A 20686-nucleotide genomic window follows, 5' to 3' on the forward strand; every position below is an offset into this window, starting at 1 on the left:
ACCCCGGCACCGGACGGCGGATGGTGGCCCGGGTCACCACGAGCAGGACATCGCCGGGTCGCCGGCGAGCTGCGTCGCCAACCGGCTCCGGTGCTCGGCGATCGCCTCCCCGTAGACCGCGAGCAGGCCGGAGACCGTGCGCTGCCAGGAGAAGCTGCGGGCGTGCCGGGCCGCGCCGCGGGCCAGGTCGGCCCGGCGCTGCCGGTCCGGCAGGAGGGCGCCGAGGGTACGGGCCCAGTCGACCGGGTCGTGCCCGTCGACGAGCACCCCGCTCACCCCGTTCCGGACCGCGGTGACCAGACCGCCGACGGCGGCCGCCACCACCGGCGTACCGCAGGCCTGGGCCTCCAGGGCGACCAGGCCGAACGACTCGTTGTACGACGGCACCGCGACCAGGTCCGCCGCCCGGTACAGGGCGGGCAGGTCGTCGCCCGTGCGCGGCGGCAGGAAACGGATCCGGTCGGCGACGCCGAGCGAGGCGGCCAGCTCGATCAGCGCGGTGGGCCGGTCCAGCCCGCTGCCGCTCGGGCCGCCGCAGATCACCACGGTCAACTCGTCGGCGAGGGCCGGGTTGCGGTCGCGCAGTGCGGCGACCGCGCGGATCAGCACGTCCGGCGCCTTCAGCGGCTGGATCCGCCCGACGAAGGCCACCAGGTACCCGTCGGTGGGCAGCCCCAGCCGGCGGCGGGCGGCGAGTGCGGCCTCGGCCCGGTCCCCGACGGCCGGGCGGAAGCGGTCCAGGTCGACGCCGGGCTCGACCACGGCGACCCGGGCCGGGTCGGCGTCGTAGCGGCCGATCAGGTCACCCGCCTCGACCCGGGTGTTGGCCACCAGCCGGTCGGCCTCGGCGACCACCTGCTCCTCGCCGATCACCCGGGCCTTCGGCTCCGGCCGGTCACCGGCGGCGAGCTGGGCGTTCTTCACCTTGGCCAGGGTGTGCGCGGTGTGCACCAGCGGCACCCCCCAGCGCTCCTTGGCCAGCCAGCCGACCTGGCCGGAGAGCCAGTAGTGCGAGTGGATCAGGTCGTAGTGGCCGGGCGGGCGGGCCGCCTCGGCGCGCAGCACGCCGGCGGTGAATGCGCAGAGCTGGCCGGGCAGATCCTCCTTGGTTAGCCCTTCGAGGGGGCCGGAGGTGATGTGCCGGACGTGCACCCCGGGCGCCATCTCCACCACTGGGGGCAGGTCGCCGGAGGTGGCCCGGGTGAAGATCTCCACCTCGACGTCGGCCTCGGCCAACCGGCGGGCGACCTCCAGGATGTAGACGTTCATGCCGCCCGCGTCGCCGGTGCCCGGCTGGTGCAGCGGCGAGGTGTGCACCGACAGGGTCGCGATCCGCCGGGGCCGGGGCCACGGCCGCGCACCGCGCTGCCGACCCACGCCGGTGTGCATTTCCGCCACGTCCGCTCCCTCTGTCACGGTTGTTGCCGTCCGCACGACCGGCGCTTCTCGGTCAACCTCGACGCCGGATGACATCTTCCCCATCGGGCTTCGGAAATGCGTTGCGGCGGGTCCCGGGCGTGACGGACCTCATCGACCGCCCGTCGGCACGTGCCACCCACCCGGGGGTGACAATGGCCGGATGACCTCTGTCGCGATCGTCACCGGAGCGTCCAGCGGGATCGGCGCGGCGACCGCCCGCCGGCTGGCCGCCGAGGGTTTCCACGTGCTGGCCGCCGCCCGGCGCGCCGACCGGCTGGCCGGGCTGGTCAAGGAGATCGAGGCGGCCGGCGGCGCGGCGACCGCGGTGAGCTGCGACGTCACCTCGGGCGAGTCGGTGGCCGGGCTGGCGGCTGCGGCCGCCGCCGCACCGGGGCCGGTCACCCTGCTGGTCAACAACGCCGGGGGCGCGCGCGGGCTGGACCCGGTGGAGTCCGGCTCGGTCGGCGACTGGCAGTGGATGTACGACGTCAACGTGCTCGGCACGCTCCGGGTCACCCAGGCCCTGCTGCCGGCGCTGGAGGCGTCCGGGGCCGGCACCATCGTGATCGTCTCGTCCACCGCCGGCTTCACCGTGTACGAGGGCGGCGGCGGCTACGCCGCCGCGAAGCACGCGCAGACCGCAATGGCCGGGACGCTGCGGCTGGAGCTCTGCGGCCGGCCGGTCCGGGTGATCGAGATCGACCCCGGCATGGTGCAGACCGACGAGTTCGGCCTGGTCCGGTTCGGCGGCGACGCCGACAAGGCCGCCGCGACGTACGCCGGGGTGCCCGAGCCGCTGGTCGCCGAGGACGTCGCCGACTGCGTCGCCTGGTGCGCGACCCGCCCGCAGCACGTCAACGTGGACCGGCTGGTGGTCCGCCCGCTGGCCCAGGCCGCCCAGCACAAGGTGCATCGGGTGTGACCTGGTGAAACCCCAGGGCGTCGTGACCCGGGGGACGACCAACCCGAACCGGCTCCGGCGGGTGGACAACTGGATCGTCGAGACCTGCGGCGACCGGCTCCGCGCGGCGGCCGATCCGCTGGTGGTCGACCTCGGGTACGGCGCCACCCCGGTCACCGCCGTGGAGCTGCGCGCCCGGCTGGCCGCCGGGGTCCGCGCCGACGTCCGGGTGGTCGGGCTGGAGATCGATCCGGTACGCGTCACCGCCGCCCAGCCCGCCGCCGACCCGCCGGGGCTGACCTTCGCCCGGGGTGGCTTCGAGCTGGCCGGCCTGCGTCCCGCCCTGGTCCGCGCGTTCAACGTGCTGCGCCAGTACGACCAGGGCGAGGTCGCCGCCGCCTGGCGCACGATCACCGACCGGCTGGCCCCCGGCGGGGTGCTGGTCGAGGGGACCTGCGACGAGCTGGGCCGGCTCGGCGGGTGGCTGCTGGTCGACGCGGCGGGGCCGCGCACGCTCACCCTGGCCGCCCGCCTGACCACCCTGGAGAGCCCGGCCCAACTGGCCGAACGCCTGCCCAAGGCGTTGATCCACCGCAACGTGCCCGGGGAGCGGATCCACGACCTGATCCGTGCCCTGGACGACGCCTGGCAGGCCGCCGCCGGCTACGCCCCCTTCGGCCCCCGCCAGCGCTGGGTGGAGGCGGTCTCCACGCTCAAGCGCTCCGGCTGGCCCATCCTCGACCGCCCCCGCCGCTGGCGCCGGGGCGAACTCACCCTCCCCTGGCCCGCCATCTCCCCCCGCTAACCCGCGCGATCTTGCAGTTTGGGCCCGCGTTTCGCGGCTTTTGCCGGCTTTTTCCGGGCGACAACTGCAAGATCGCGGAAAATGTCGGGGCTGGGTCAGATGGCGCAGTTGATGAGGACGGGTTCGGGATGGAGGGTGACGCCGAAGCGGTCGTGGACGGCGTCGCGGATGTCGCGGGCGAGGGTGACCAGGGCGGCGGTGCTGGCCGTGCCGGAGTGGTTGGTGAGGGCCAGGGTGTGCTTGCTGGAGATGGCGACGCCCTCGGGGCCGGGGTGGCCCTTGGCGAAGCCAGCCTTGTCGATCAGCCAGGCGGCGCTGACCTTCACCACGTCCCCCGCGCCGGGCCAGGACGGCGGCTCGCCGAGGTCGGCGGCGCGCTCGCGCAGCAGCTCGTACGCCGACCGCTCCAGCACCGGGTTGGTGAAGAACGAGCCGACCGACCAGGTGTCCGGGTCGGTCGGGTCGAGCACCATGCCCTTGCCGGCGCGCAGCTTCAGCACCGCGGCCCGGGCGTCGGCTGCCGGCACCCGCTCCCCGACCTCGACGCCAAGGGCCCGGCCCAGCTCGGCGTAGCGCACCGGCCCGGAGAGCGGCGAGCGCTCCAGCCGGAAGTCGACCGAGAGCACCACCCAGCGTTCGCTGTACTTGAAGATGCTGGACCGGTACGCGAAACCGCAGTCCGCCGCGTCGATCCGGCCGACGGTGCCGTCGGTGCGGTCGTACACCTGGACGCCGGTGATGATCTCGGCGACCTCCTGGCCGTACGCGCCGACGTTCTGGATCGGGGTGGCGCCGGCCGAGCCGGGGATGCCGGAGAGGCACTCCAGGCCGGACCAACCGTTGGCGACCGTGGCGGCGACCAGGTCGTCCCAGGGCTCGCCGGCCTCGACCCGTACCGTGACGGTCTCGGTGCCCTCGGTGACCACCCGCAGCCCCCGGGACCGGACCAGCACGACCGTGCCGGGGAAACCCTCGTCGCCCACGACGACGTTGCTGCCACCCGCGAGGATGAGGACGGGCTCGTCCCGACGCTGCGCTTCCCGCATCTTTTGTACGATTTCATCGGCGCTGGTGGCGATTTCGAGCCGCCCGGCGGGGCCACCGAGACGGAGGGTGGTGTATCTCGCCAGGGCGGCCGGATCGGTGGGTCCGGCACCGGTTGTCGGTTTGGCGTAGACGTCTGACACGCCCTTCACCCTAGGCTGAGGGGTAGCCGCGGCACCCACTGGTGGCCCGGTCACCCCCGGGAGGATTGCGATGAGCAGACTGCATGGCACCAAGGACTTCTGGATCGGGGCGCTGCGGGCCGACGGCCCGGCGTTCGCCGCCGCCGCGGCCGAGGCGCCGCCCGAGACACCCGTGCTGTCGTGTCCGGGCTGGACCATCGCCGACCTCACCCTGCACCTCGCCGGCATCTACCACTGGGTGCACTCGTTCGTCGGCTCCGGCGAGACCACCCAGCCCGCCCGCCGCGACGCCGCCGACCTCCCCGCCGGGGTGACCCCGCTACAGCTCTGGCAGCACGGCTACGACCAGCTGATGGCCCTCTTCGACACCCTGGACCCGGAGGCCCCGGCCTGGAACTGGGCGCCCCAGCCGAAGAAGGCGGGCTTCTGGCCGCGCCGGATGGCGCACGAGACGGCGGTGCACCGCTGGGACGCCCAGCTCGCCATCGCGGCCGGCGAGCCGATCGAGGCCAAGCTGGCCGCCGACGGGGTGAGCGAGGTGCTGGACACCTGGCTGCCGGCCGGCCGGCGACGGACGCCCGGCCAGTGGCACGGGGTGGTGCAGCTGACCGCCACCGACGCCGCCCAGGCGTGGTACCTGCGACTGCGCGGCGAGGGGGTCGCCCTGCTCGACACCGCCACCGTCTTCGGGCACGAGGACCACCACGCCCGGGCCCAGGTCACCGGCACGGCCAGCGACCTGCTGCTCGCGCTCTGGGGCCGGGTCAGCTTCGACACCCTCGGCGTGTCCGGGGACCGCTCCCTGCTGGACGGCCTGCGCACCGGCTGAGCCCCGCTCTCCCCGACGAGGAGGGGCCGTTCCGGGGTGGACGGCCCCTCCTTTCTTGTCCGCGGACCGGCAGATCACGTCTCGCTGCGGCTGGCCGCCGGCGAGGCGATCGAGCCGGCCGTGGTGCTCCCGACCGAGCTGGTGGTCCGCGGGTCGGCCTAATCCCGTGGCGGCGCGGGCGGCGGTCTCCTACCCTCGCCCGCATGCCCGATCCCTCCGCACTGATCCGTCCCGCCCGCCCGGACGACGCCGCCCAGGTGGTGACGCTGCGTGCGCTGGTCCACCCGTACCTGGTCCGGGGCGTCGAGTCGACCCGCCAGATGATCGCCGAGCCGCCGCCCGGCGAGGACTGGACCGCCTGGGTGGCCGAGGCCGGTGGTCAGGTGGTCGGGTGGGCGTCGGCGTACCGCAACAGCCAGACCTCCGAGCCCGACTTCGGGGAGATCTCCACCCTGCACGTGCACCCCGACCACCGGGGCCGGGGCGCGGGCACCGCGCTGCTCACCGCCGCGCTGGACCACCTCCGGTCCATCCGGGCCCGCCGGGTGCTCACCTGGGCCCGGCCCGAGTCGCTGTCGTTCGCCCGCCGGCACGGCTTCACCCCCTCCCGCGAGCTGCGCTACTCGGCCCTCGACCTGCGGTCGACCCCGCCGATGCCCGAGCCGCCCCCCGGCGTACGGCTGCTCGCCGCGGCCGAGGTGGATGCGCGCCGGATCCACGAGGCCGACGTCGCCTCGGCCGCCGACGAGCCCGGCGACGTGCCGGCCGACGCGATCAGCTGGGAGAGCTGGCGGTACGAGGTGTGGGACAACCCGGGGCTGGACCGGGCGGCCAGCACCGTCGCGGAGGTGGACGGGGTGCTGGCCTCGTTCAGCCTGGTCAAGCGGGACGGCGACCGGATGTGGTCGGACTTCACCGGGACCGTTCCCGAGCACCGGGGCCGGGGGCTGGCCCGGCTGGTCAAGCGGGCCGCACTGCACCGGGCCGCCGCCGGCGGCGTGCTGGTCGCGTACACCTCGAACGACGCCGCGAACGCCCCGATGCTGGCGGTCAACACCCGGCTCGGCTACCGGCCGGCGGCGTCCCAGTGGACCTGCCTGCGCGACCTGGCGTGATCAGGCCGCCCCGAGGCTCCGCTCCGCGGTGGCGTAGGTGTCGGCGCCGAAGAGCACCAGCCGGGCCTCGGTGACGCTCGACGGCGTCGCCGACCGCAGCATGGTCAGCGCCTGGCGTACCGCGTCGTCGATTGGCCAGCCGTAGACGCCGGCCGAGATCAGCGGGAACGCCACGGTGGCGGCGCCCAGCTCGTCGGCGACGGCCAGGCTGTTGGCGTAGCAGTCGCGCAGCAGCGCCGACCGGTCCTCGGTGGCCGAGAAGACCGGCCCGACGGTGTGCACCACCCAGCGGGCCGGCAGCTCACCGGCGGTGGTGGCGACCGCCTGGCCGGTGGGCAGCCCCCGGCCGTACCGGGAGGCGCGCAGCGCCCGGCACTCCTCGAGGATGGCCGGGCCACCCTTGCGGTGGATGGCGCCGTCCACTCCCCCGCCGCCCAGCAGCGAGGAGTTGGCGGCGTTGACGACCACGTCGACCCGCTGGGCGGTGATGTCCCCCTCGACCAGGGTGATCTCCATGTCAGCGCTCCTGGATGGGCTGGCCGAACGTCCGGCGGGTGAGCAGGGTGGCCCCGGCGACGGCGGCCGGCATGACCAGCACCGCGCCGAGCGGGATCAGGAAGCAGACGAAGACCGCCACGCCGAAGCCGAGCGCGGTGGGCCGGTCCGCCTTCAGCATGGACCGGCGGTCCGGCAGCCGCAGCCCGCGCCGGGAGAACGGCGCGCCGACCAGTTCCACGGCGAGCAGCCAGCCGCCCACCGCCGCCCCGATCACCGGCACCACGGTCTGCCCGACCACCGGGATGAACCCGGCGGCGAAGAGCGGGACGCCGATCAGCATCGACAGGCCGACCAGCCGCAGCGAGTCGCCGACGCTGCGCCGCAGCGAGGCCCAGAAGGGTACGTCCACCGCCCCGGGGGTGCCGCCGAGGCGTTCCTCCACCCGCTCGGAGATCTTCTCGTAGAACGGGTCGCCGATGACCAGCGTGACCGCGGTGAAGGTGACCACCCCGAGCAGGCCGCCCAGCCCGAGGAAGGCCAGCCCGGCGATCACCCGGACCAGGCTGCGGGCGGTGGTCGACCAGTCGTCGGCGAACGGGGTGACCAACGCGGCCAGGTCGTCCACGAAGTACACCAGGGCGGCCAACGCGGTGACGAAGAGCGCGCCGGAGATCAGCGCCGGCACCACGCCGAGCAGCATCAGCCCCGGGCTGCGGACGTAGAGGCCGAGGCCGCGCAGGAGCAGGCCGACACCGGCGAAGAACCGGCCGACAGCACCGGTCACGGGTGCGGCGACGGTGCGGGGTGCGTTCACGACCGCAGAGCCTAGTGGCCCCGCGCACGCCCGTCGGCCAGACGCGGGGGCAGGATGGGACGGTGCGGGCGTCGCGGTTGATCTCACTGGTGCTGCTGCTCCAGTCGCGGGAGACGATGACCGCGACCGAGCTGGCCCGGGAGCTGGAGGTCTCCGAGCGGACGGTCTACCGGGACGTGCTGGCGCTCTCCGCCGCCGGGGTGCCGGTCTACGCCGATCGGGGCCGGGCCGGCGGCTACCGGCTGCTCGGCGGGTATCGGACCCGACTGACCGGGCTGACCCGGGACGAGGCGGAGGCGCTCTTCCTCTCCGGGCTGCCCGGACCGGCCGGCGACATGGGGCTGGCCGACGCGGTCGCGGCCGCCGAGCTGAAGGTCCTCGCCGCGCTGCCGCCCGCGCTGCGGGACGCGCCGGCCCGGGCCGGGCAGCGGTTCCACCTCGACGTGCCGGGCTGGTTCCGGGAGGCCGGGCCGCCGCCGTGGCTGGCCGAGCTGGCCCGGGCGGTCTGGCGGGACCGGGTGGTCGAGCTGCGCTACCGGCGCGGCGACCGGGAGGTCACCCGGACGGTGCAGCCGTACGGGCTGGTGCTCAAGAGTGGCGTCTGGTACCTGATCGGCGGGGTCGGCGACGGTCACCGGACCTACCGGGTGGACCGGGTGGTCGACGTCGAGGTGCGCGAGGAGACCTTCAACCGGGACGAGGGGTTCGACCTGGGCGGGTACTGGCGGGAGCAGGCCGAGGCGTTCCTGCGGGGCATGCTGACCGCGCGGGTCACCGTCCGGCTCAGCCCGGCCGGCCTGCGCGGGCTCCGGCACGTGGCCGAGGCCCCCTTCGCGTACGAGGAGGCACTGGCCGCCGCGGGCGAACCCGACGGGCAGGGGTGGGTGGTCACCCGGCTGCCCGTCGAGTCGGTACCGTTCGCGTACCACGTGCTGCTCCGGCTCGGCCCCGAGGTGGAGGTGCTGGACCCACCCGAGCTGCGGGAACACTTCGCCGCGGCGGCCGAGCGGATGGCCGGGCTCTACCGGGAGCGGGGGCGCGACGGTCAGCGGTAGGGCGTGTCGTCCGCCGGGCCGCCCTTCTCCAGCACCTCCTCGTAGTAGCGCGACCAGTGCGGTCGGGTGCCGTCGAGGTCGGTGAAGCCGTACACCTGGGCCAGCCCGCCACTGTCGACGGACCTCCCGTTCCAGCGGGCCCGGCCGGGGTCGGCGGCGAGGGCGGCCACCGCGCGCCCGACGAACGCCGGGGTCTCCGACATGGCGAAGTGCGGATCCTTGGCCACCCCGTCGCGCCAGTTCTCCTCGGTGACGCCGAAGTGCTCCAGCATCGCCTCGGAGCGGAGGAAGCCCGGGGTCACCGCGACCGCGGTGCAGCCGTGCGGCTCCAGCTCCTTGGACTGGGCGAACGCCAACCGGTTCACCGACACCTTGGCCAGGTCGTAGAAGATCGACAGCCGGTAGTTGGCGTCGTTGTACGCCGTGGTGCCGTCGCCGATCTCGATCACCAGGCCGTCGGGGTTGCGGATCAGCAGCGCCAGCGCGAAGTGGCTGGTGATGATGTGCGTGTCGATGGCCAGGCGGAGCGTCCGGAAGCCGGCGTCCAGCGGCTGCTCCCAGATCGGCTTCTCCCAGGTGATCAGCGGGTCGCCGCCCCAGATGTCGTTGACCAGCACGTCCAGCCGTCCCTGCTCGGCGTCGATCCGGGCGGCCAGGTCGCGTACCTGCTCGGGGACCAGGTGGTCGACCTGCACAGGGATGCCGGTGCCACCGGCAGCGGTGACCAGCTCGGCGGTCTCCTCGATGGTCTCCGGCCGGTCCATCTCGGACCGCCGCTCGCGAGTGGTGCGGCCGGTGACGTAGACGGTGGCTCCGGCCGCGCCGAGCTGGACGGCGATCTGCCGGCCGGCGCCCCGGGTCGCCCCGGCGACGAGCGCGATCTTCCCTGTCAGCGGTTTCGTCATGCCGTGGAGCCTGGCATGGATACCTGACAACCGAAGTCCGGTTTCGCCGACCGGTGTCGTCCGTCATGCTCACCTGCATGCACCTGCTGCTCTCCGGGATCGTCGGCTCGGTCGCGTACGGGCTGGCCGGGCCGGGCTCGGACGTCGACCGGATCGGCGTCTTCGCCGCGCCCACGGTCGCCCTCCACGGCCTGCACCCACCGCGCGAGTCGGTGGTGACGACCGGCCCGGACGTCACCCTGCACGAGGCCCGGAAATACTGCGGCCTGGCTTTGAAGGGCAATCCGACGGCCACCGAGCTGATGTGGCTGCCGGAGGAGTGCTACGAGACCCGGACGGAGTTCGGTGACCGGCTGATCACCATCCGCTCGGCATTCCTCAGCGCGCCCCGGGTCCGGGACGCCTACCTCGGATACGCGGGCCAGCAGTTCCGCCGGCTCGCCTCGCGCGACTCCGGCGCGGGCAGTCGCGGACGTAGCGCCAAGCACGCCCGGCACCTGGCCCGGTTGGTGCACCAGGGCCGGCTGCTCTACGCCACCGGCGTCCTGCAGATCCGGCTGGACGACCCGGAGTGGTTCCGGGCGTTCGGCGACCGGGTCGCCGCCGGCGAGCTGACGGAGGCGCGGGCGCTGGTCGCCGAGGCGGAACGGGACTTCGACACCATCCGTACGCCGCTGCCGGCGCGGCCGGACGAGGAGACGGTGGAGCGGTGGCTGCTCGACGTGCGCGCCGCGTTCCTGCCGGCGGAGCTGAGCGGCCGGTGACCGGGCCGGCGGCCATGCCGTCGGCCCCCGGCCACCCGGCCGGTGTCCGTCGCGGTGGCCGACGGGGCGAGGCCGGACACCGCCGAGGTGGCCCGCCCGGGTGAGCCGACGGCATCCCCCGATCGGCCGCTGACACCGGTCAAAATCGCTGGGCCGGGCGCCGGTCCCGCTGTTACGCTGCCCGGGCGTCCTCGATCATCGAAAGGGAGGTGAGCACCGTGTCCACCACGACAGTCATGTGCTCCCACCCGGCCGCGAGGGCGCCGAGGTTCTGAACCGGGAGCACGTCGCCACCCGGAAGGACCCCATGACCGACCTGGTCATCCGCCCGATCACCGCGGGCGAGGAACAACTCTTCGACTCCCTGCCCGACCCTGCTCTCGTCGGCCGCGCCGCCTTCGGCGAGAGCTACCTCGCCATGGTTGCCGCCGGCGAGTACCGCTCCGAATGGACCTGGGTCGCCCTGCGCGACGACGTCGTCGTGGCCCGCGCCGCGTGGTGGGGCGGGCCGAACGACAACCACCCACTGGTCCTCGACTGGTTCGACTTCTCCGATGCCGACGCGGCGATCGAGCTGCTCCGGACCGCACCGCTGAAAACGGAGTACTCCATCTCCCTGCCGCCCGGCTGGCGCGACGACCCGGCCGTGCGGGCGCAGGGCGAGGCCCGGATCGACGCCGCGACGACCGCTGGCATGTCGCTGCTGGTCGAGCGGTACAGGTACCGCTGGACACCGGAGTGCGGGCTGCCGGCCCGGCCGGGTCGGCTGGAGTTCCGCCCGGAGCCGGACGACGAGGTGATCCTCGACGTCCTGCGCCGAGTCGGCGAGGGCAGCCTGGACGCGCACACCCGGCACACCGTCGCCGCGTCCGGTCCGGACGCGGCGGCGCAGGAAGAGCTCGACCTGCTCCGCTGGCTGCCGAGCCCGCGCGACTGGTGGCGACTGGCCTGGGCCACGGACGGCGAGCTGGTCGGTGTGACCGTGCCGGCTCGCAACCACCGCGACCACCGCGACCCGATCGTCGCCTTCGTCGGGGTCGTCCCCGAGCAGCGCGGCCACGGGTACGCGTATGACCTGCTGGTCGAGGCCACGCACCTGCTGGTGGAGGCGGGCGCGGCGGAGATCGTGGCCGCCACCGACCAGACCAACCACCCGATGGCCGCCGTCTTCGCCCGGGCGGGATACCCGGTCGAGCGCGAACGCGTGGACCTGGTCTGACACGTCACCCCGGCGCCGGTGCGACCGGCGCCGGGTGGCACCACTCAGTCCGCGAGGCGGACGCGGACCCGGCGGTTGGCCCGGCCCTTGCTCTCCACCTTGACCACCTGGATCTTGCCGATCTGGCCGGTGGAGGCGACGTGGGTACCGCCGTCGGCCTGCACGTCCAGCCCGACGATATCGACGATCCGGACCTCCTGCTCGTCCGGCGGGATCAGGTTGGACTGGGTACGGATGATGTCCGGCAGGGCGAGCGCCTCAGCCCGGGGCAGCACCCGGACGGCGACCGACCGGTCGGCGGCCACCTCGGCGTTGACCAGCTCCTCGATCCGCGCCTTGAAGTCGGGCGGCACCTCGGGCAGGTTGAAGTCCATCCGGGCCTCGCCCGGTTCCATGTTGCCGCCGGTGACCAGCGCGCCGAAGTCGCGGAACACCACCCCGCAGAGCACGTGCAGCCCGGAGTGGGTACGCATCAGCTGGGTCCGCCGGTCGTCCTCCACCGCGCCGGTCACCGTGGTGCCGGGCGGCGGCACCGGGTCACCCTCGGCGGGGATGAGGTAGAGGTCGTCGCCCTTGCGGGTGCCCACGATCCGGGTCTGTACGCCCTGCCAGAGCAGCACGCCGTGGTCCGGCGGCTGCCCACCGCCGCCCGGGTAGAACGCCGACCGGTCCAGCACGATGCCCTGCTCGGGGTCGGCCGCCAGCACCGTGCACTCCCACTCCCGCAGGGTGGGGTCGGCGAGGTCCAGACGGTGGGTGCGGCCGTGGTGTGTGACGCCCATGACAGGCGACGTTACCCGTTGAGGAACGCCGAGATCCGCTCCCGCAGGTCGGCGCGTTCCGACCAGAGCACGCCCGGCCGGTCGTACACATGCAGGGTGGCGTGCGGCAGCGCGGCGGCCAGCTGCTCGGCGACGTGCGCCGGGTGCAGGTCGTCGCCGGCGCAGCCGATCACCAGCGCCGGGGCGGTGACCGCGGCGAGCGCGGAGGCGTCCCGCAGCGGCGCCTGCTCCAGCAGGTCGGCCAGCCCGGGGGCGAGCCCGTCCCGGAGCAGCTGGTCGAGCCGCTGCCGCAGGTAGGCCCACCCGGCGGGCGTGTTGCGCACCGCGGGCGGCACCTCCAGCGAGACCACCTCGGCGAGCGCCGAGGCGTCACCGTCGCCCACCGCGTCGAGCAGGTCGGTCAGCCGTTGCCGGGCGACCGGCCCGCGCGGCGTGTCGAGCACCGCCGGCAGGAAGAAGACCAGCTTCTCGAAGCGGTCCGGGCTCTCCACCAGCAGCCGGCAGAGGGCGCCGGCGCCGAGGCTGGCCCCGAACGCCCGGGTGGCCCCGCCGAGGTCGGCGACGGCCCGCAGATCGCGGGCGAGGTCCAGGTAGCTCCACGGGCCGGGCGGCGAGTCCGAGCGGCCGTGCCCGCGGAACTGGAAGAAGATCTTGCGGCCGGTGACGCCGCTGCCGAACGGGCGGGTGGTGGCGATGCCGTTGCCCAGCCCGTGGGCGAAGACGGTGGCCGGGTCACCGGTGCCGGTGACCAGCCGCTCCAGCCGTACCCCGTGCGGGGTGGCGACCAGTTCCGTCTCCGGCTCGGGCAGGGCCGGACGGCCGGTGCGCGGCGCGCCGGGACCGGGACCCCAGGTGCGGGGTCCGCCGTCGGGTGGCGGGGGCCAGCGGAAACCCCTCACCAGAACCCTTTGCCGTCGTGCAGGTCACGTAGCCCGACCCGGACGTCGAGCAGGTAGATCAGGCCGGCCGCAATGCCGATCAGCCCGAAGATGCTGAGCGCGCCGAACCCGACCAGGGTGAGCACCAGGCAGACCGCCAGGATGGCGATCCAGCCGCCCTTGGGCAGGGTGCCGATCGCCGGGAAGGCGTCGGACCGCTGGGTGATGGCGTGCACCAGGGCGACGCCCTGGACGATCAGTGCGAAGACGAGCAGGATCCGTTCGATCACGAAGACGACGTCGAACACGAAGATCGGCGCGGCGATGGCCATGCCGGCCAGCATATGCCGACGACCCCGGAAACGTCCGCCAGGACGCTTCCGGGGTCGTCACGGACGCGATGTCACTCGGCGGCCGGGCGGGTCCGCTTCGTGGTCTTCGGCAGCTTGGCCGACGGGGTGGCGGCAGCCGTGGTGGCCCGCGGCCGGGTGGTCTTCGCGGTGGCGGTCTTCGCAGTGGCCGGCTTGGCCTCCACGACCTCGGCCACGTCGGCCGGGGTCGGAGTCTCGACCACCGGGGCCCCGGTCTTCACCTCGGCCGGCACGGTGGCGTCGGTCGCCTCGATGTCGGCGTTCACCGTGTCGGCGGCCTCCAGCACACCGGCGCCGACCACGCGCTCGCCCCGGGCGATCAGCGCGCCGTACGCGGCCAGCGCCCGCTCCTGGGCGACCTGCGCACCGGCCAGCAGGGTGGCGGCGTTGCGGGTGGCGGCACCACGCAGCGTGTCCAGGTCGAGGTCGGCCGGGACGGCCTTCTCGCGCAGGCCGGTGGCGGTCAGGTTGGCGGTACGCAGCGTCTCGGTGGCCTTCTGGCGCAGCTCGAAACCGGTGACGACGGCCTTGCCGCTCAGGTCGGTGACCACCTTGGTGCCGTCCGAGACGACCCGGTTGCCCAGCTCGCTCACCACGGTGGGGAGCTTGCGGAGCTGCTGGTAGGCCAGCTCGCCGGCGCCGGCGGCGGCGTAGAGCGGGGCCGGGATGCGGTTGGTCTTCGGCTGGGTCATGACTTCTCCTCCTCGGCCGCGACGGCGGCCTTGCTGGCGGGCGTGCTGGTGCTGGTGGTGGGGGCGGGAGCCGCGCCGGCCTCGGTGACGGCGACCGACTCGAGGACCGCCTCGGTCGGGGTGCCCTCCGGCGTGGTGGGACCGGTGGCGGCCGGCGTGACGCTGGCCGCGGCGGCGGTCGGCTCCGCCGGCGTCGTGCTCTCCGCCTGGGCAGCGGCGGCCTGGTCGGCCGCGGCGGTCGCCTCGGCCAGCCGGACGTTCTCCCGGCGGAAGGTCTCGTAGATCTGGCTGAGCGACTGCTTCTGCGCCATCGTCAGGTCGGGGTCGACGGCGATCGCCGCGAGCACCCCCTGACCCTCCTTGTCGTCGAGCAGCCCGGCCCGCAGGTACATCGCCGGGGTGGAGACCCGAAGCGCGCTGGCCAGCTGCTGGAGCACCTCGGCGCTGGGCTTGCGCAGCCCCCGCTCGATCTGGCTCAGGTACGGGTTGCTCACCCCGGCCTGCTCGGCGAGCTGGCGCAGCGAGATCTTGGCGTTCCGGCGCAGGTCACGGATGAATCCGCCGACGTCGGGTAGATCCTTGGGTGCGGCCATGTCCCCAACGCTAGTCGGCTCCGCTAACTCCAGCAAGCAAAATGCTAGCCAGAGTTAGCAAGGTAACAACGGGCGGTTGCGAACCGGTTGTCCGGTCCGTAGCTCTGGCCTGAGCGCCACCGGCCCGGCCGGGCACTCGGGCGTGTCGCGCCGTCCGGGCCGATGCCCGGGTGAGTGACATGACTCAGCGGCACAAATAAGACGGAGAGGCATGTCGCTCACCGTCGAATCCGATCCCGGAGGGGCTACCGTCCGTAGCCCTCCGGGCGGCGGGCTCACCAGACGGCGCGGACCGCCCCGACCGGCAGGCCGCCGCCGAGCAGCGGCACCTCGGCGTACTCGGTCAGCACCGGGGCCTCGACGCCGAGCCGGTGCAGCGCGGAGACCAGCACCGGCATCCGGGCCCGGGCCGCGCCGTCGTCGATCTTGAGGGCGACCGCGCCGACGCCGGGAAGCGCGGCCGCGATGACCCCCTCGGCCCCGATCTTGGCCAGCACGCCGGGGACGCCGCGCATCAACCGGGTGTCGTCGGCCTGGGTGCCGCCCACCACCTCCGGGTACGCCCGCATCGCGTCCGCGACGGTCCGTCCAGGTGTGCCGGGCTCTCCCGAGACCAGCCGGAGGTACGCCCCGGCCAGCCCGGTCAGCGACACGGCCAGCACCGGCGCTCCGCAGCCGTCCACCCCGACCGCGGCCGCCTCCTCGCCGGTGAACTCCTCGATCGCCGCCCGCAGCCGCTGCTGGAGCGGGTGCTCGGGCCGCCAGTACCTGTCCAGCGGCCAGCCGGCGGCGAGGCAGGTCAGCAGCATCCCGGTGTGCTTGCCGGAGCAGTTCATCTGCGCCCGGGTCGGCCCGCCACCGGCGCGCAGCACGGCCTCCCGGGCCGCGTCCCCGAAGGGCAGGTCGGGTGGGCAGTGCAGCGCCGACTCGTCCAGCCCGGCGGCGCGCAGCAGCGCGCCGACCCGGGCCAGGTGGAACTCCTCCCCGGCGTGGCTGGCCGAGACCAGCGCCACGTCGGCCGGTTCGGTCAGCGGCAGCCCGGCGCGGAGCATCCCGACCGTCTGCATCGGCTTGCTCGACGAGCGCGGGAAGATCGGCGAGGCGACGTCCCCCGCCCCGGCCACCGGCGCGCCGGCGGCGTCGAGCACCACCACCGAGCCGCGGTGGACGCCCTCCACGAAACCGGACCGGACCACCTCGGCGAGCGGCACGCCGCCCTCGTACGTCTTTCCCACGAAGTGGACGGTACCGACGGGCCCGACGGACCCGGCACGCGGGTGACCAGCGGCGTCGGCCGCGGGCGTACAGGGGTGCCGGGCGGAGCCGGGCTTACAGGCCGAGCAGCTGCCGGGCCTCGGCGGTGGTCAGCGGCGGGCGCTGGGCGAGCTGGGCGAAGCCCACCGCGCGGGCCACCAGCTGCATGTTGGACTCCACCGGGCGGCCCTTGGCGTAGGTGACGGTGTCCTCCATGCCGACCCGCAGGTGACCGCCGGCCGAGAGCGAGGCCAGCATCACCGGGATGGTGCTGCGCCCGATGCCGGTGGCCGAGAAGGTGGTGCCCTCGGGCAGGTCACGCAGCGCCTGGTGGGCGGCGACCAGTGCCTGCGTGGTGCCCGGCATGCCGCCCGGCACGCCCATCACGAAGTCGACGTGCACGTGCCCGCCGTGCGGCAGGCCGTACTTCCCGAGCAGGCGCTGCAGGGCGGTGAGGTGGCCGAGGTCGAAGATCTCGTACTCGGGGACGATGCCCCGCTCCTGCATCCGGATGTGCAGGTCGACGATGAACTCCCAGCGGTTGAGGAAGACGTCGTCACCGAAGTTGAGCGTGCCCATGGTGCAGGAGGCCATGTCCGGCCCGGCGTCGAGCACGGCGAGCCGGTCGGCCTCCGGGTCGGTCACCGCGCCACCGGAGGAGAGCTGCACGATCAGGTCGGTGCTCTCCCGCAGCGCGGCCACGGTCTCCCGCAGCCGGCCCTGGTCCAGGGTCGGCTTCGCCTCGCCGTCCCGGATGTGGACGTGGATCACGGCGGCGCCGAGCGCCTCGCACTCCTTGGCGGTCAGCAGCAGCTCGTCGAGGGTCACCGGCAGCGCCGGCACCTCCGCCTTGGCCGACTCCGCGCCGGTGGGGGCAACCGTGATCAACGTCCCTGTCGTCATGCCGGCGATCCTAGACGCCCCGCTCAGGCCCGGTCGACAGCCGGACTGAACACCGACTCAGGACGGGTCGATCGCGGCGGCGGTATCGCCGATCAGGAGGCGAGCGTCGTCGGGGACGTTGCGCTTGACCACCGCGAGGGCGATCTGACCCAGCTCATAGTGGTGCACGGCGGTGCCGACGAAACCGACCGCCCGGCCGTCCCGGGTCACCGGCGTGCCGGCGGCCGGCGGCTGGTCGGTGGTCACCCCGTCCAGGTGCAGGAGTACGAGCCGGCGGGGCGGCTTCCCCAGGTTGTGCACCCGGGCCACCGTCTCCTGCCCCCGGTAGCAGCCCTTGTTCAGGTGCACGGCCGGGGCGATCAGATCCACCTCGGCCGGGATGGTCCGGTGGTCGGTGTCCACCCCGACCCGGGCCCGCCGGGCGGCCACCCGGACCGCCTCGTAAGCCCACAGCCCGGCCACCGGCACCCCGGCGCCCCGCAGCTCGGCGACGACCTGGTCCATCGCGTCCCGGGCCACCAGCAGGTCCACGCCGAGCGGGCCCCTGCGGGCCCAGCCGCCGACCGGCAGCGGCTTCACGTCGTACACGGCGGTGGGCCGCAGCGGCAGCTCCGCGGAGCGGAACTTCGGACCCGGCACCGCGGCGGTCTCCGGCGCGGCCAGCCCGGTGACGCCGAGCGTCCCGACGGCGTCGGCCGCCTCCGGCCCGACCAGCGAGAGCAGCGCGTGGTCGGCGGTGGCGTCCCGCGGCTCCACCTTGCTGAAGAACCGCATCCGCTCCAGGTACGACAGCAGCCCGACGGTGGCGCCCGGCTCGGTGTCCAGCCAGGTGGTCTCGCCGTCCTCGGCGACCATCGCGTGCTGCTCGACGTGCCCGTGCGGGCTGAGCACCAGCAGCTCGGTGCCCTCGCCCGGCTTCAGCGCGGCCAGGTGCTGGCTGGTCAGGGTGTGCAGCCAGCCGATCCGCTCCTCGCCGGGCACCGCCAGCACGCCGCGGTGCGACCGGTCCACCAGGCCCACCCCGGTGGCCAGGGTGCGCTGCTCACGCAGCGGGTCCCCGTAGTGGGCGGCGACGCCGCGTACGCCCGCCGCCCGGTGCGCGGGCTCCGGCTGGTCGCGGCTCTCCTCGTCGATGGCCTCGACGGCCACCGCTCCGGCGATGTCGATCATTTCGGTTCCCCGTCCTCGCAGTTGCCGCAGACGCCGAAGAGCGCCACGTGCCCGATGTCCACCCGGAAGCCGCGCTCGCCCGCCAACTGCTCGGCGAGCGGTCGGAGCAGCTCGGGTTCGATCTCGTCGATCGCGCCGCACTCCCGGCAGACCAGGTGGACGTGCTGGTGCTCACCGGCCGCGTGGTAGGTCGGCGACCCGTGCGACAGGTGGGTGTGGGTGACCAGCCCGAGCCGTTCCAGCAGTTCCAGGGTCCGGTAGATGGTGGTGATGTTGACGCCGGCGGCCACCTCCCGGACCGCCGAGTGCACCTGCTCCGGCGTGGCGTGTCCCAGGTCCAGCACGGCCTGGAGCACCAGCTGCCGCTGCGCCGTCAGCCGCAGCCCACGGGAGCGGAGCATTTCCGCGAGGGAGGATTCGGACACCGTCCGATCATAGTTCGGCACCCCGCCGGTCCGGCCACCGGCGACGTACGCCACTACGCTCGGCGGTCATGGTGCCATCGAGGATCGCCGTGCTCGGCCGGGGCGTCGTACCCCGGGGGGAGCCGGTGCTGCGCGGCGACGACCTGGGCGTGCTGCGCGGGGACGGCCTGTTCGAGACCATGCACCTGCGCGACGGGCGGCCCTGGCTGCGGGAGGCGCATCTGGCCCGGCTGCGGGCCGGCGCCGCGGCGGTGGAGCTGCCGCTGCCCCCGGACGACGCGCTGGTCGAGCTGCTGGACGCGGTGACCGACGGGTGGCCGGCGGAGGTCGAGGGGGCGCTGCGGCTGGTCTGCACCCGGGGGCCGGAGGGCGGCGGCCTACCGGCGATCTACGCCACGCTGGGCGAGGTCGCGCCGGGGTCGAAGCGGGCCCGGCGGGACGGCGTCACGGTGTCCACCCGCTCCCTCGGGGTGCCGGCGGCGACCCGCCCGGAGCTGGACTGGCTGCCCGCCGGCATCAAGTCGACCTCGTACGGGGCGAGCACCGCCGCCCGACGCTGGGCGGCCCGCAACGGGGTGGACGACGTGCTCTGGGTCTCCAGCGACGGGTACGTGCTGGAGGGACCGACCGCCAACGTGGTGTGGCTGGACGGCGGCCGCCTCTGCACCGTGCCGGCGGCGACCACCGGCATCCTGCCCGGCACCACGGCCGCCTGGCTCCTCGAACACGCCACCGACGTCGGCCTGGGGGCGGCCGAGCGGATGGTCACCCCGGACGGGCTGCTGGCCGCGGACGGGGTCTGGTTCACCTCGTCCGTCCGCGGCCTCGCCGAGATCCGCACCCTGGACGGCACCGACCTGAAACGTTCCCCGCACACCCGCGAACTCCAGGAGCTGCTGGGCTTCCCGCTCCGCTGACCCGCCGGGGCGGGGGGTCAGCCGGCCACTCGGATGAGGCGGGCGGAGAGGTGCGGGGAGAGGCCGTGGCCCATGCCCGCCATCTCCTGCGCGTAGAGCAGGGCGCCCTCGACGATGCCGAAGAGCCGGGCACCGGCGGTGACCTCCTTGGCGGTGGAGGTCCGGACCACCGCGTCGGTGGCGAACTCGATCTGGGTGCCCTTGCGCTTGCCGATGTGCAGCTCCATGATCCCGGTGGGGCTCGTCATCAGGGCTTCCAGCTCGTCGGTGGCCCGCTCGCCGTCGAGCACCGGCCGCCACCAGCCGACCTCACGCCCGGCCGGGCGGACCGGCCGGCTCTGCTCGTCGAGGATCCAGGCCCGCGACTCGTAGAACAGGAAGGGCCGGCCGTCGTGGCTGATCCGGATCTCCTGGCCGAAGTCGAAGTCCTCGATGGTGGGGAAGCCGCCCCGGCCCCGGCCACGCCACACCCCGATGTAGGGCAGCAGGCCGTCGAGCGCGGGGTGCAACTTCGGCCCGACCCGCAGGTCGTGGCTCTCCTCGTACGGGTACTCGTCGACCGGCGGCGCGTTCAGCCAGGGCGGCTGCAGCGGGTTCTCATCCGACGGGTTCGCGCTCACCAGTTACCTCTCGATATGCGTACGGCCAGGTAGACCAGGCCACCGGCGAGCGCGCCCAGGCCCGCGACCAGCAGGCTGACGAACCCGATCTCGGTAACCATCATGGTCATCCTATGCTGGGTGGCATGGCCCGCACTCTCGTCGTCAAGGCCACCGCCGGGGCGGACGCGCCGGAACGGTGCGCCCAGGCCTTCACCGTCGCCGCCACCGCCGTGGCGGCCGGGGTGGAGGTGTCGCTCTGGCTGACCGGTGAGTCGACCTGGTTCGCCGTTCCCGGCCGGGCCGAGCAGTTCGAGCTGCCGCACTCCGCGCCCCTGGCCGAGCTGCTGCACGTCATCCTCACCACCGGCCGGGTCACCGCGTGCACCCAGTGCGCCGCCCGCCGGGACATCGGCCCGGACGACGTGCTGCCCGGCGTCCGCATCGCCGGCGCGGCCGTCTTCGTCGAGGAGGCGATGGCCGAGGGGGCCCAGGCGCTGGTTTACTGACCGCCGTCGGCCGATCGGCCGGCCACTTCGGCCCGATCTGTCCGGAGTGCCGATACTGACCCGACTTGTCGGCCCGCTGCCT

General features: G+C 74.2%; 26 protein-coding genes. 10 read left to right on the top strand and 16 right to left on the bottom strand.

Annotated elements, in window-relative coordinates:
• Positions 1–33: 33 nt before the first annotated feature.
• Positions 34–1398: a D-inositol-3-phosphate glycosyltransferase gene (mshA, locus tag ACLQ2U_RS15095; protein ID WP_425751255.1), complete on the bottom strand. Its 1365-nt coding sequence runs from the start codon at positions 1396–1398 to the stop codon at positions 34–36.
• 181 nt (positions 1399–1579) lie between these two features.
• Here mshA and ACLQ2U_RS15100 point away from each other — a divergent pair, with 181 nt between their 5' ends.
• Together ACLQ2U_RS15100 and ACLQ2U_RS15105 are read left to right on the top strand one after the other, a co-directional pair.
• A complete protein-coding gene (locus ACLQ2U_RS15100) occupies positions 1580–2341 on the top strand; it encodes an SDR family oxidoreductase (protein ID WP_425751256.1) in 762 nt (253 codons plus the stop codon).
• A gap of 1 nt (position 2342) precedes the next feature.
• Positions 2343–3125, top strand: coding sequence for a class I SAM-dependent methyltransferase (locus ACLQ2U_RS15105; protein WP_425751388.1), 783 nt, complete (start codon positions 2343–2345; stop codon positions 3123–3125).
• 95 nt (positions 3126–3220) lie between these two features.
• Here ACLQ2U_RS15105 and ACLQ2U_RS15110 read toward each other — a convergent pair whose 3' ends face one another.
• Positions 3221–4312 (bottom strand): UDP-N-acetylmuramate dehydrogenase, encoded by a 1092-nt coding sequence (locus ACLQ2U_RS15110; RefSeq protein WP_425751257.1) that lies wholly within the window; start codon positions 4310–4312, stop codon positions 3221–3223.
• Positions 4313–4382: 70 nt separating this feature from the next.
• On the opposite strand from ACLQ2U_RS15110, the gene ACLQ2U_RS15115 reads away from it, so the two are divergent.
• From ACLQ2U_RS15115 to ACLQ2U_RS15125, 3 genes are read left to right on the top strand one after another with little or no spacing between them, the layout of a single operon-like run.
• Entirely contained in the window at positions 4383–5141 is a 759-nt protein-coding gene (locus ACLQ2U_RS15115; protein WP_425751258.1) for a maleylpyruvate isomerase family mycothiol-dependent enzyme, read from the top strand.
• A gap of 36 nt (positions 5142–5177) precedes the next feature.
• A complete protein-coding gene (locus tag ACLQ2U_RS15120; protein WP_425751259.1) occupies positions 5178–5303 on the top strand; it encodes a hypothetical protein in 126 nt (41 codons plus the stop codon).
• Between the two features lie 41 nt (positions 5304–5344).
• Entirely contained in the window at positions 5345–6256 is a 912-nt protein-coding gene (locus ACLQ2U_RS15125) for a GNAT family N-acetyltransferase (RefSeq protein WP_425751260.1), read from the top strand.
• On the opposite strand, the gene ACLQ2U_RS15130 is transcribed toward ACLQ2U_RS15125, so the two are convergent.
• Positions 6257–6772 (bottom strand): O-acetyl-ADP-ribose deacetylase, encoded by a 516-nt coding sequence (locus ACLQ2U_RS15130; protein WP_425751261.1) that lies wholly within the window; start codon positions 6770–6772, stop codon positions 6257–6259. It abuts the gene before it with no gap.
• Between the two features lies 1 nt (position 6773).
• Positions 6774–7568 (bottom strand): EI24 domain-containing protein, encoded by a 795-nt coding sequence (locus ACLQ2U_RS15135; protein ID WP_425751262.1) that lies wholly within the window; start codon positions 7566–7568, stop codon positions 6774–6776.
• 62 nt (positions 7569–7630) lie between these two features.
• Between ACLQ2U_RS15135 and ACLQ2U_RS15140 the strand changes: the two genes are divergently transcribed.
• Positions 7631–8623, top strand: a complete 993-nt coding sequence (locus ACLQ2U_RS15140; RefSeq protein ID WP_425751263.1) for a helix-turn-helix transcriptional regulator — start codon at positions 7631–7633, stop codon at positions 8621–8623.
• Here ACLQ2U_RS15140 and ACLQ2U_RS15145 read toward each other — a convergent pair.
• Positions 8614–9528, bottom strand: a complete 915-nt coding sequence (locus tag ACLQ2U_RS15145; RefSeq protein WP_425751264.1) for an SDR family oxidoreductase — start codon at positions 9526–9528, stop codon at positions 8614–8616. The genes ACLQ2U_RS15140 and ACLQ2U_RS15145 overlap by 10 nt on opposite strands.
• A gap of 77 nt (positions 9529–9605) precedes the next feature.
• Between ACLQ2U_RS15145 and ACLQ2U_RS15150 the strand changes: the two genes are divergently transcribed.
• Complete coding sequence (locus ACLQ2U_RS15150; protein WP_425751389.1) at positions 9606–10292, top strand: nucleotidyltransferase domain-containing protein; 687 nt, start codon at positions 9606–9608, stop codon at positions 10290–10292.
• Between the two features lie 307 nt (positions 10293–10599).
• Complete coding sequence (locus ACLQ2U_RS15155) at positions 10600–11511, top strand: GNAT family N-acetyltransferase (RefSeq protein WP_425751265.1); 912 nt, start codon at positions 10600–10602, stop codon at positions 11509–11511.
• A gap of 44 nt (positions 11512–11555) precedes the next feature.
• Here the strand turns inward: ACLQ2U_RS15155 and ACLQ2U_RS15160 are convergent, their stop codons facing one another.
• The 9 genes from ACLQ2U_RS15160 to ACLQ2U_RS15200 form a co-directional block, all read right to left on the bottom strand.
• Positions 11556–12293 carry an alanyl-tRNA editing protein gene (locus tag ACLQ2U_RS15160; protein WP_425751266.1) on the bottom strand — a complete coding sequence of 246 codons (738 nt, stop codon included), beginning with the start codon at positions 12291–12293 and terminating at the stop codon, positions 11556–11558.
• A gap of 11 nt (positions 12294–12304) precedes the next feature.
• Positions 12305–13192 carry an alpha/beta fold hydrolase gene (locus tag ACLQ2U_RS15165; protein WP_425751267.1) on the bottom strand — a complete coding sequence of 296 codons (888 nt, stop codon included), beginning with the start codon at positions 13190–13192 and terminating at the stop codon, positions 12305–12307.
• A complete protein-coding gene (locus tag ACLQ2U_RS15170) occupies positions 13189–13503 on the bottom strand; it encodes a DUF2516 family protein (RefSeq protein ID WP_425751268.1) in 315 nt (104 codons plus the stop codon). The genes ACLQ2U_RS15165 and ACLQ2U_RS15170 overlap by 4 nt, the downstream gene beginning before the upstream one ends.
• 71 nt (positions 13504–13574) lie before the next feature.
• Positions 13575–14234, bottom strand: a complete 660-nt coding sequence (locus tag ACLQ2U_RS15175) for a hypothetical protein (protein ID WP_425751269.1) — start codon at positions 14232–14234, stop codon at positions 13575–13577.
• Positions 14231–14827 (bottom strand): helix-turn-helix domain-containing protein, encoded by a 597-nt coding sequence (locus ACLQ2U_RS15180; RefSeq protein ID WP_425751270.1) that lies wholly within the window; start codon positions 14825–14827, stop codon positions 14231–14233. Before ACLQ2U_RS15180 ends, ACLQ2U_RS15175 begins: the two co-directional genes overlap by 4 nt.
• 275 nt (positions 14828–15102) lie before the next feature.
• Positions 15103–16062, bottom strand: coding sequence for an asparaginase (locus tag ACLQ2U_RS15185; protein WP_425751271.1), 960 nt, complete (start codon positions 16060–16062; stop codon positions 15103–15105).
• A gap of 94 nt (positions 16063–16156) precedes the next feature.
• Positions 16157–16984 carry a 3-keto-5-aminohexanoate cleavage protein gene (locus ACLQ2U_RS15190; protein ID WP_425751272.1) on the bottom strand — a complete coding sequence of 276 codons (828 nt, stop codon included), beginning with the start codon at positions 16982–16984 and terminating at the stop codon, positions 16157–16159.
• Positions 16985–17041: 57 nt separating this feature from the next.
• Complete coding sequence (locus ACLQ2U_RS15195) at positions 17042–18154, bottom strand: YgfZ/GcvT domain-containing protein (protein WP_425751273.1); 1113 nt, start codon at positions 18152–18154, stop codon at positions 17042–17044.
• Positions 18151–18555 (bottom strand): Fur family transcriptional regulator, encoded by a 405-nt coding sequence (locus ACLQ2U_RS15200; RefSeq protein WP_425751390.1) that lies wholly within the window; start codon positions 18553–18555, stop codon positions 18151–18153. The genes ACLQ2U_RS15195 and ACLQ2U_RS15200 overlap by 4 nt, the downstream gene beginning before the upstream one ends.
• Positions 18556–18647: 92 nt before the next feature.
• Between ACLQ2U_RS15200 and ACLQ2U_RS15205 the strand changes: the two genes are divergently transcribed.
• A complete protein-coding gene (locus ACLQ2U_RS15205; RefSeq protein ID WP_425751274.1) occupies positions 18648–19496 on the top strand; it encodes an aminotransferase class IV in 849 nt (282 codons plus the stop codon).
• A gap of 17 nt (positions 19497–19513) precedes the next feature.
• On the opposite strand, the gene ACLQ2U_RS15210 is transcribed toward ACLQ2U_RS15205, so the two are convergent.
• Positions 19514–20116, bottom strand: coding sequence for an FABP family protein (locus tag ACLQ2U_RS15210; protein ID WP_425751275.1), 603 nt, complete (start codon positions 20114–20116; stop codon positions 19514–19516).
• Positions 20113–20217 (bottom strand): small membrane protein MtfM, encoded by a 105-nt coding sequence (gene mtfM, locus ACLQ2U_RS15215; RefSeq protein WP_266320062.1) that lies wholly within the window; start codon positions 20215–20217, stop codon positions 20113–20115. Before mtfM ends, ACLQ2U_RS15210 begins: the two co-directional genes overlap by 4 nt.
• A gap of 12 nt (positions 20218–20229) precedes the next feature.
• On the opposite strand from mtfM, the gene ACLQ2U_RS15220 reads away from it, so the two are divergent.
• On the top strand, positions 20230–20604 hold the full coding sequence (locus tag ACLQ2U_RS15220; RefSeq protein ID WP_425751276.1) for a DsrE family protein: 375 nt from the start codon (positions 20230–20232) through the stop codon (positions 20602–20604).
• Positions 20605–20686 lie beyond the last annotated feature (82 nt).

This window comes from Micromonospora sp. DT47 (assembly GCF_049844475.1).
GTDB lineage: Bacteria > Actinomycetota > Actinomycetes > Mycobacteriales > Micromonosporaceae > Micromonospora.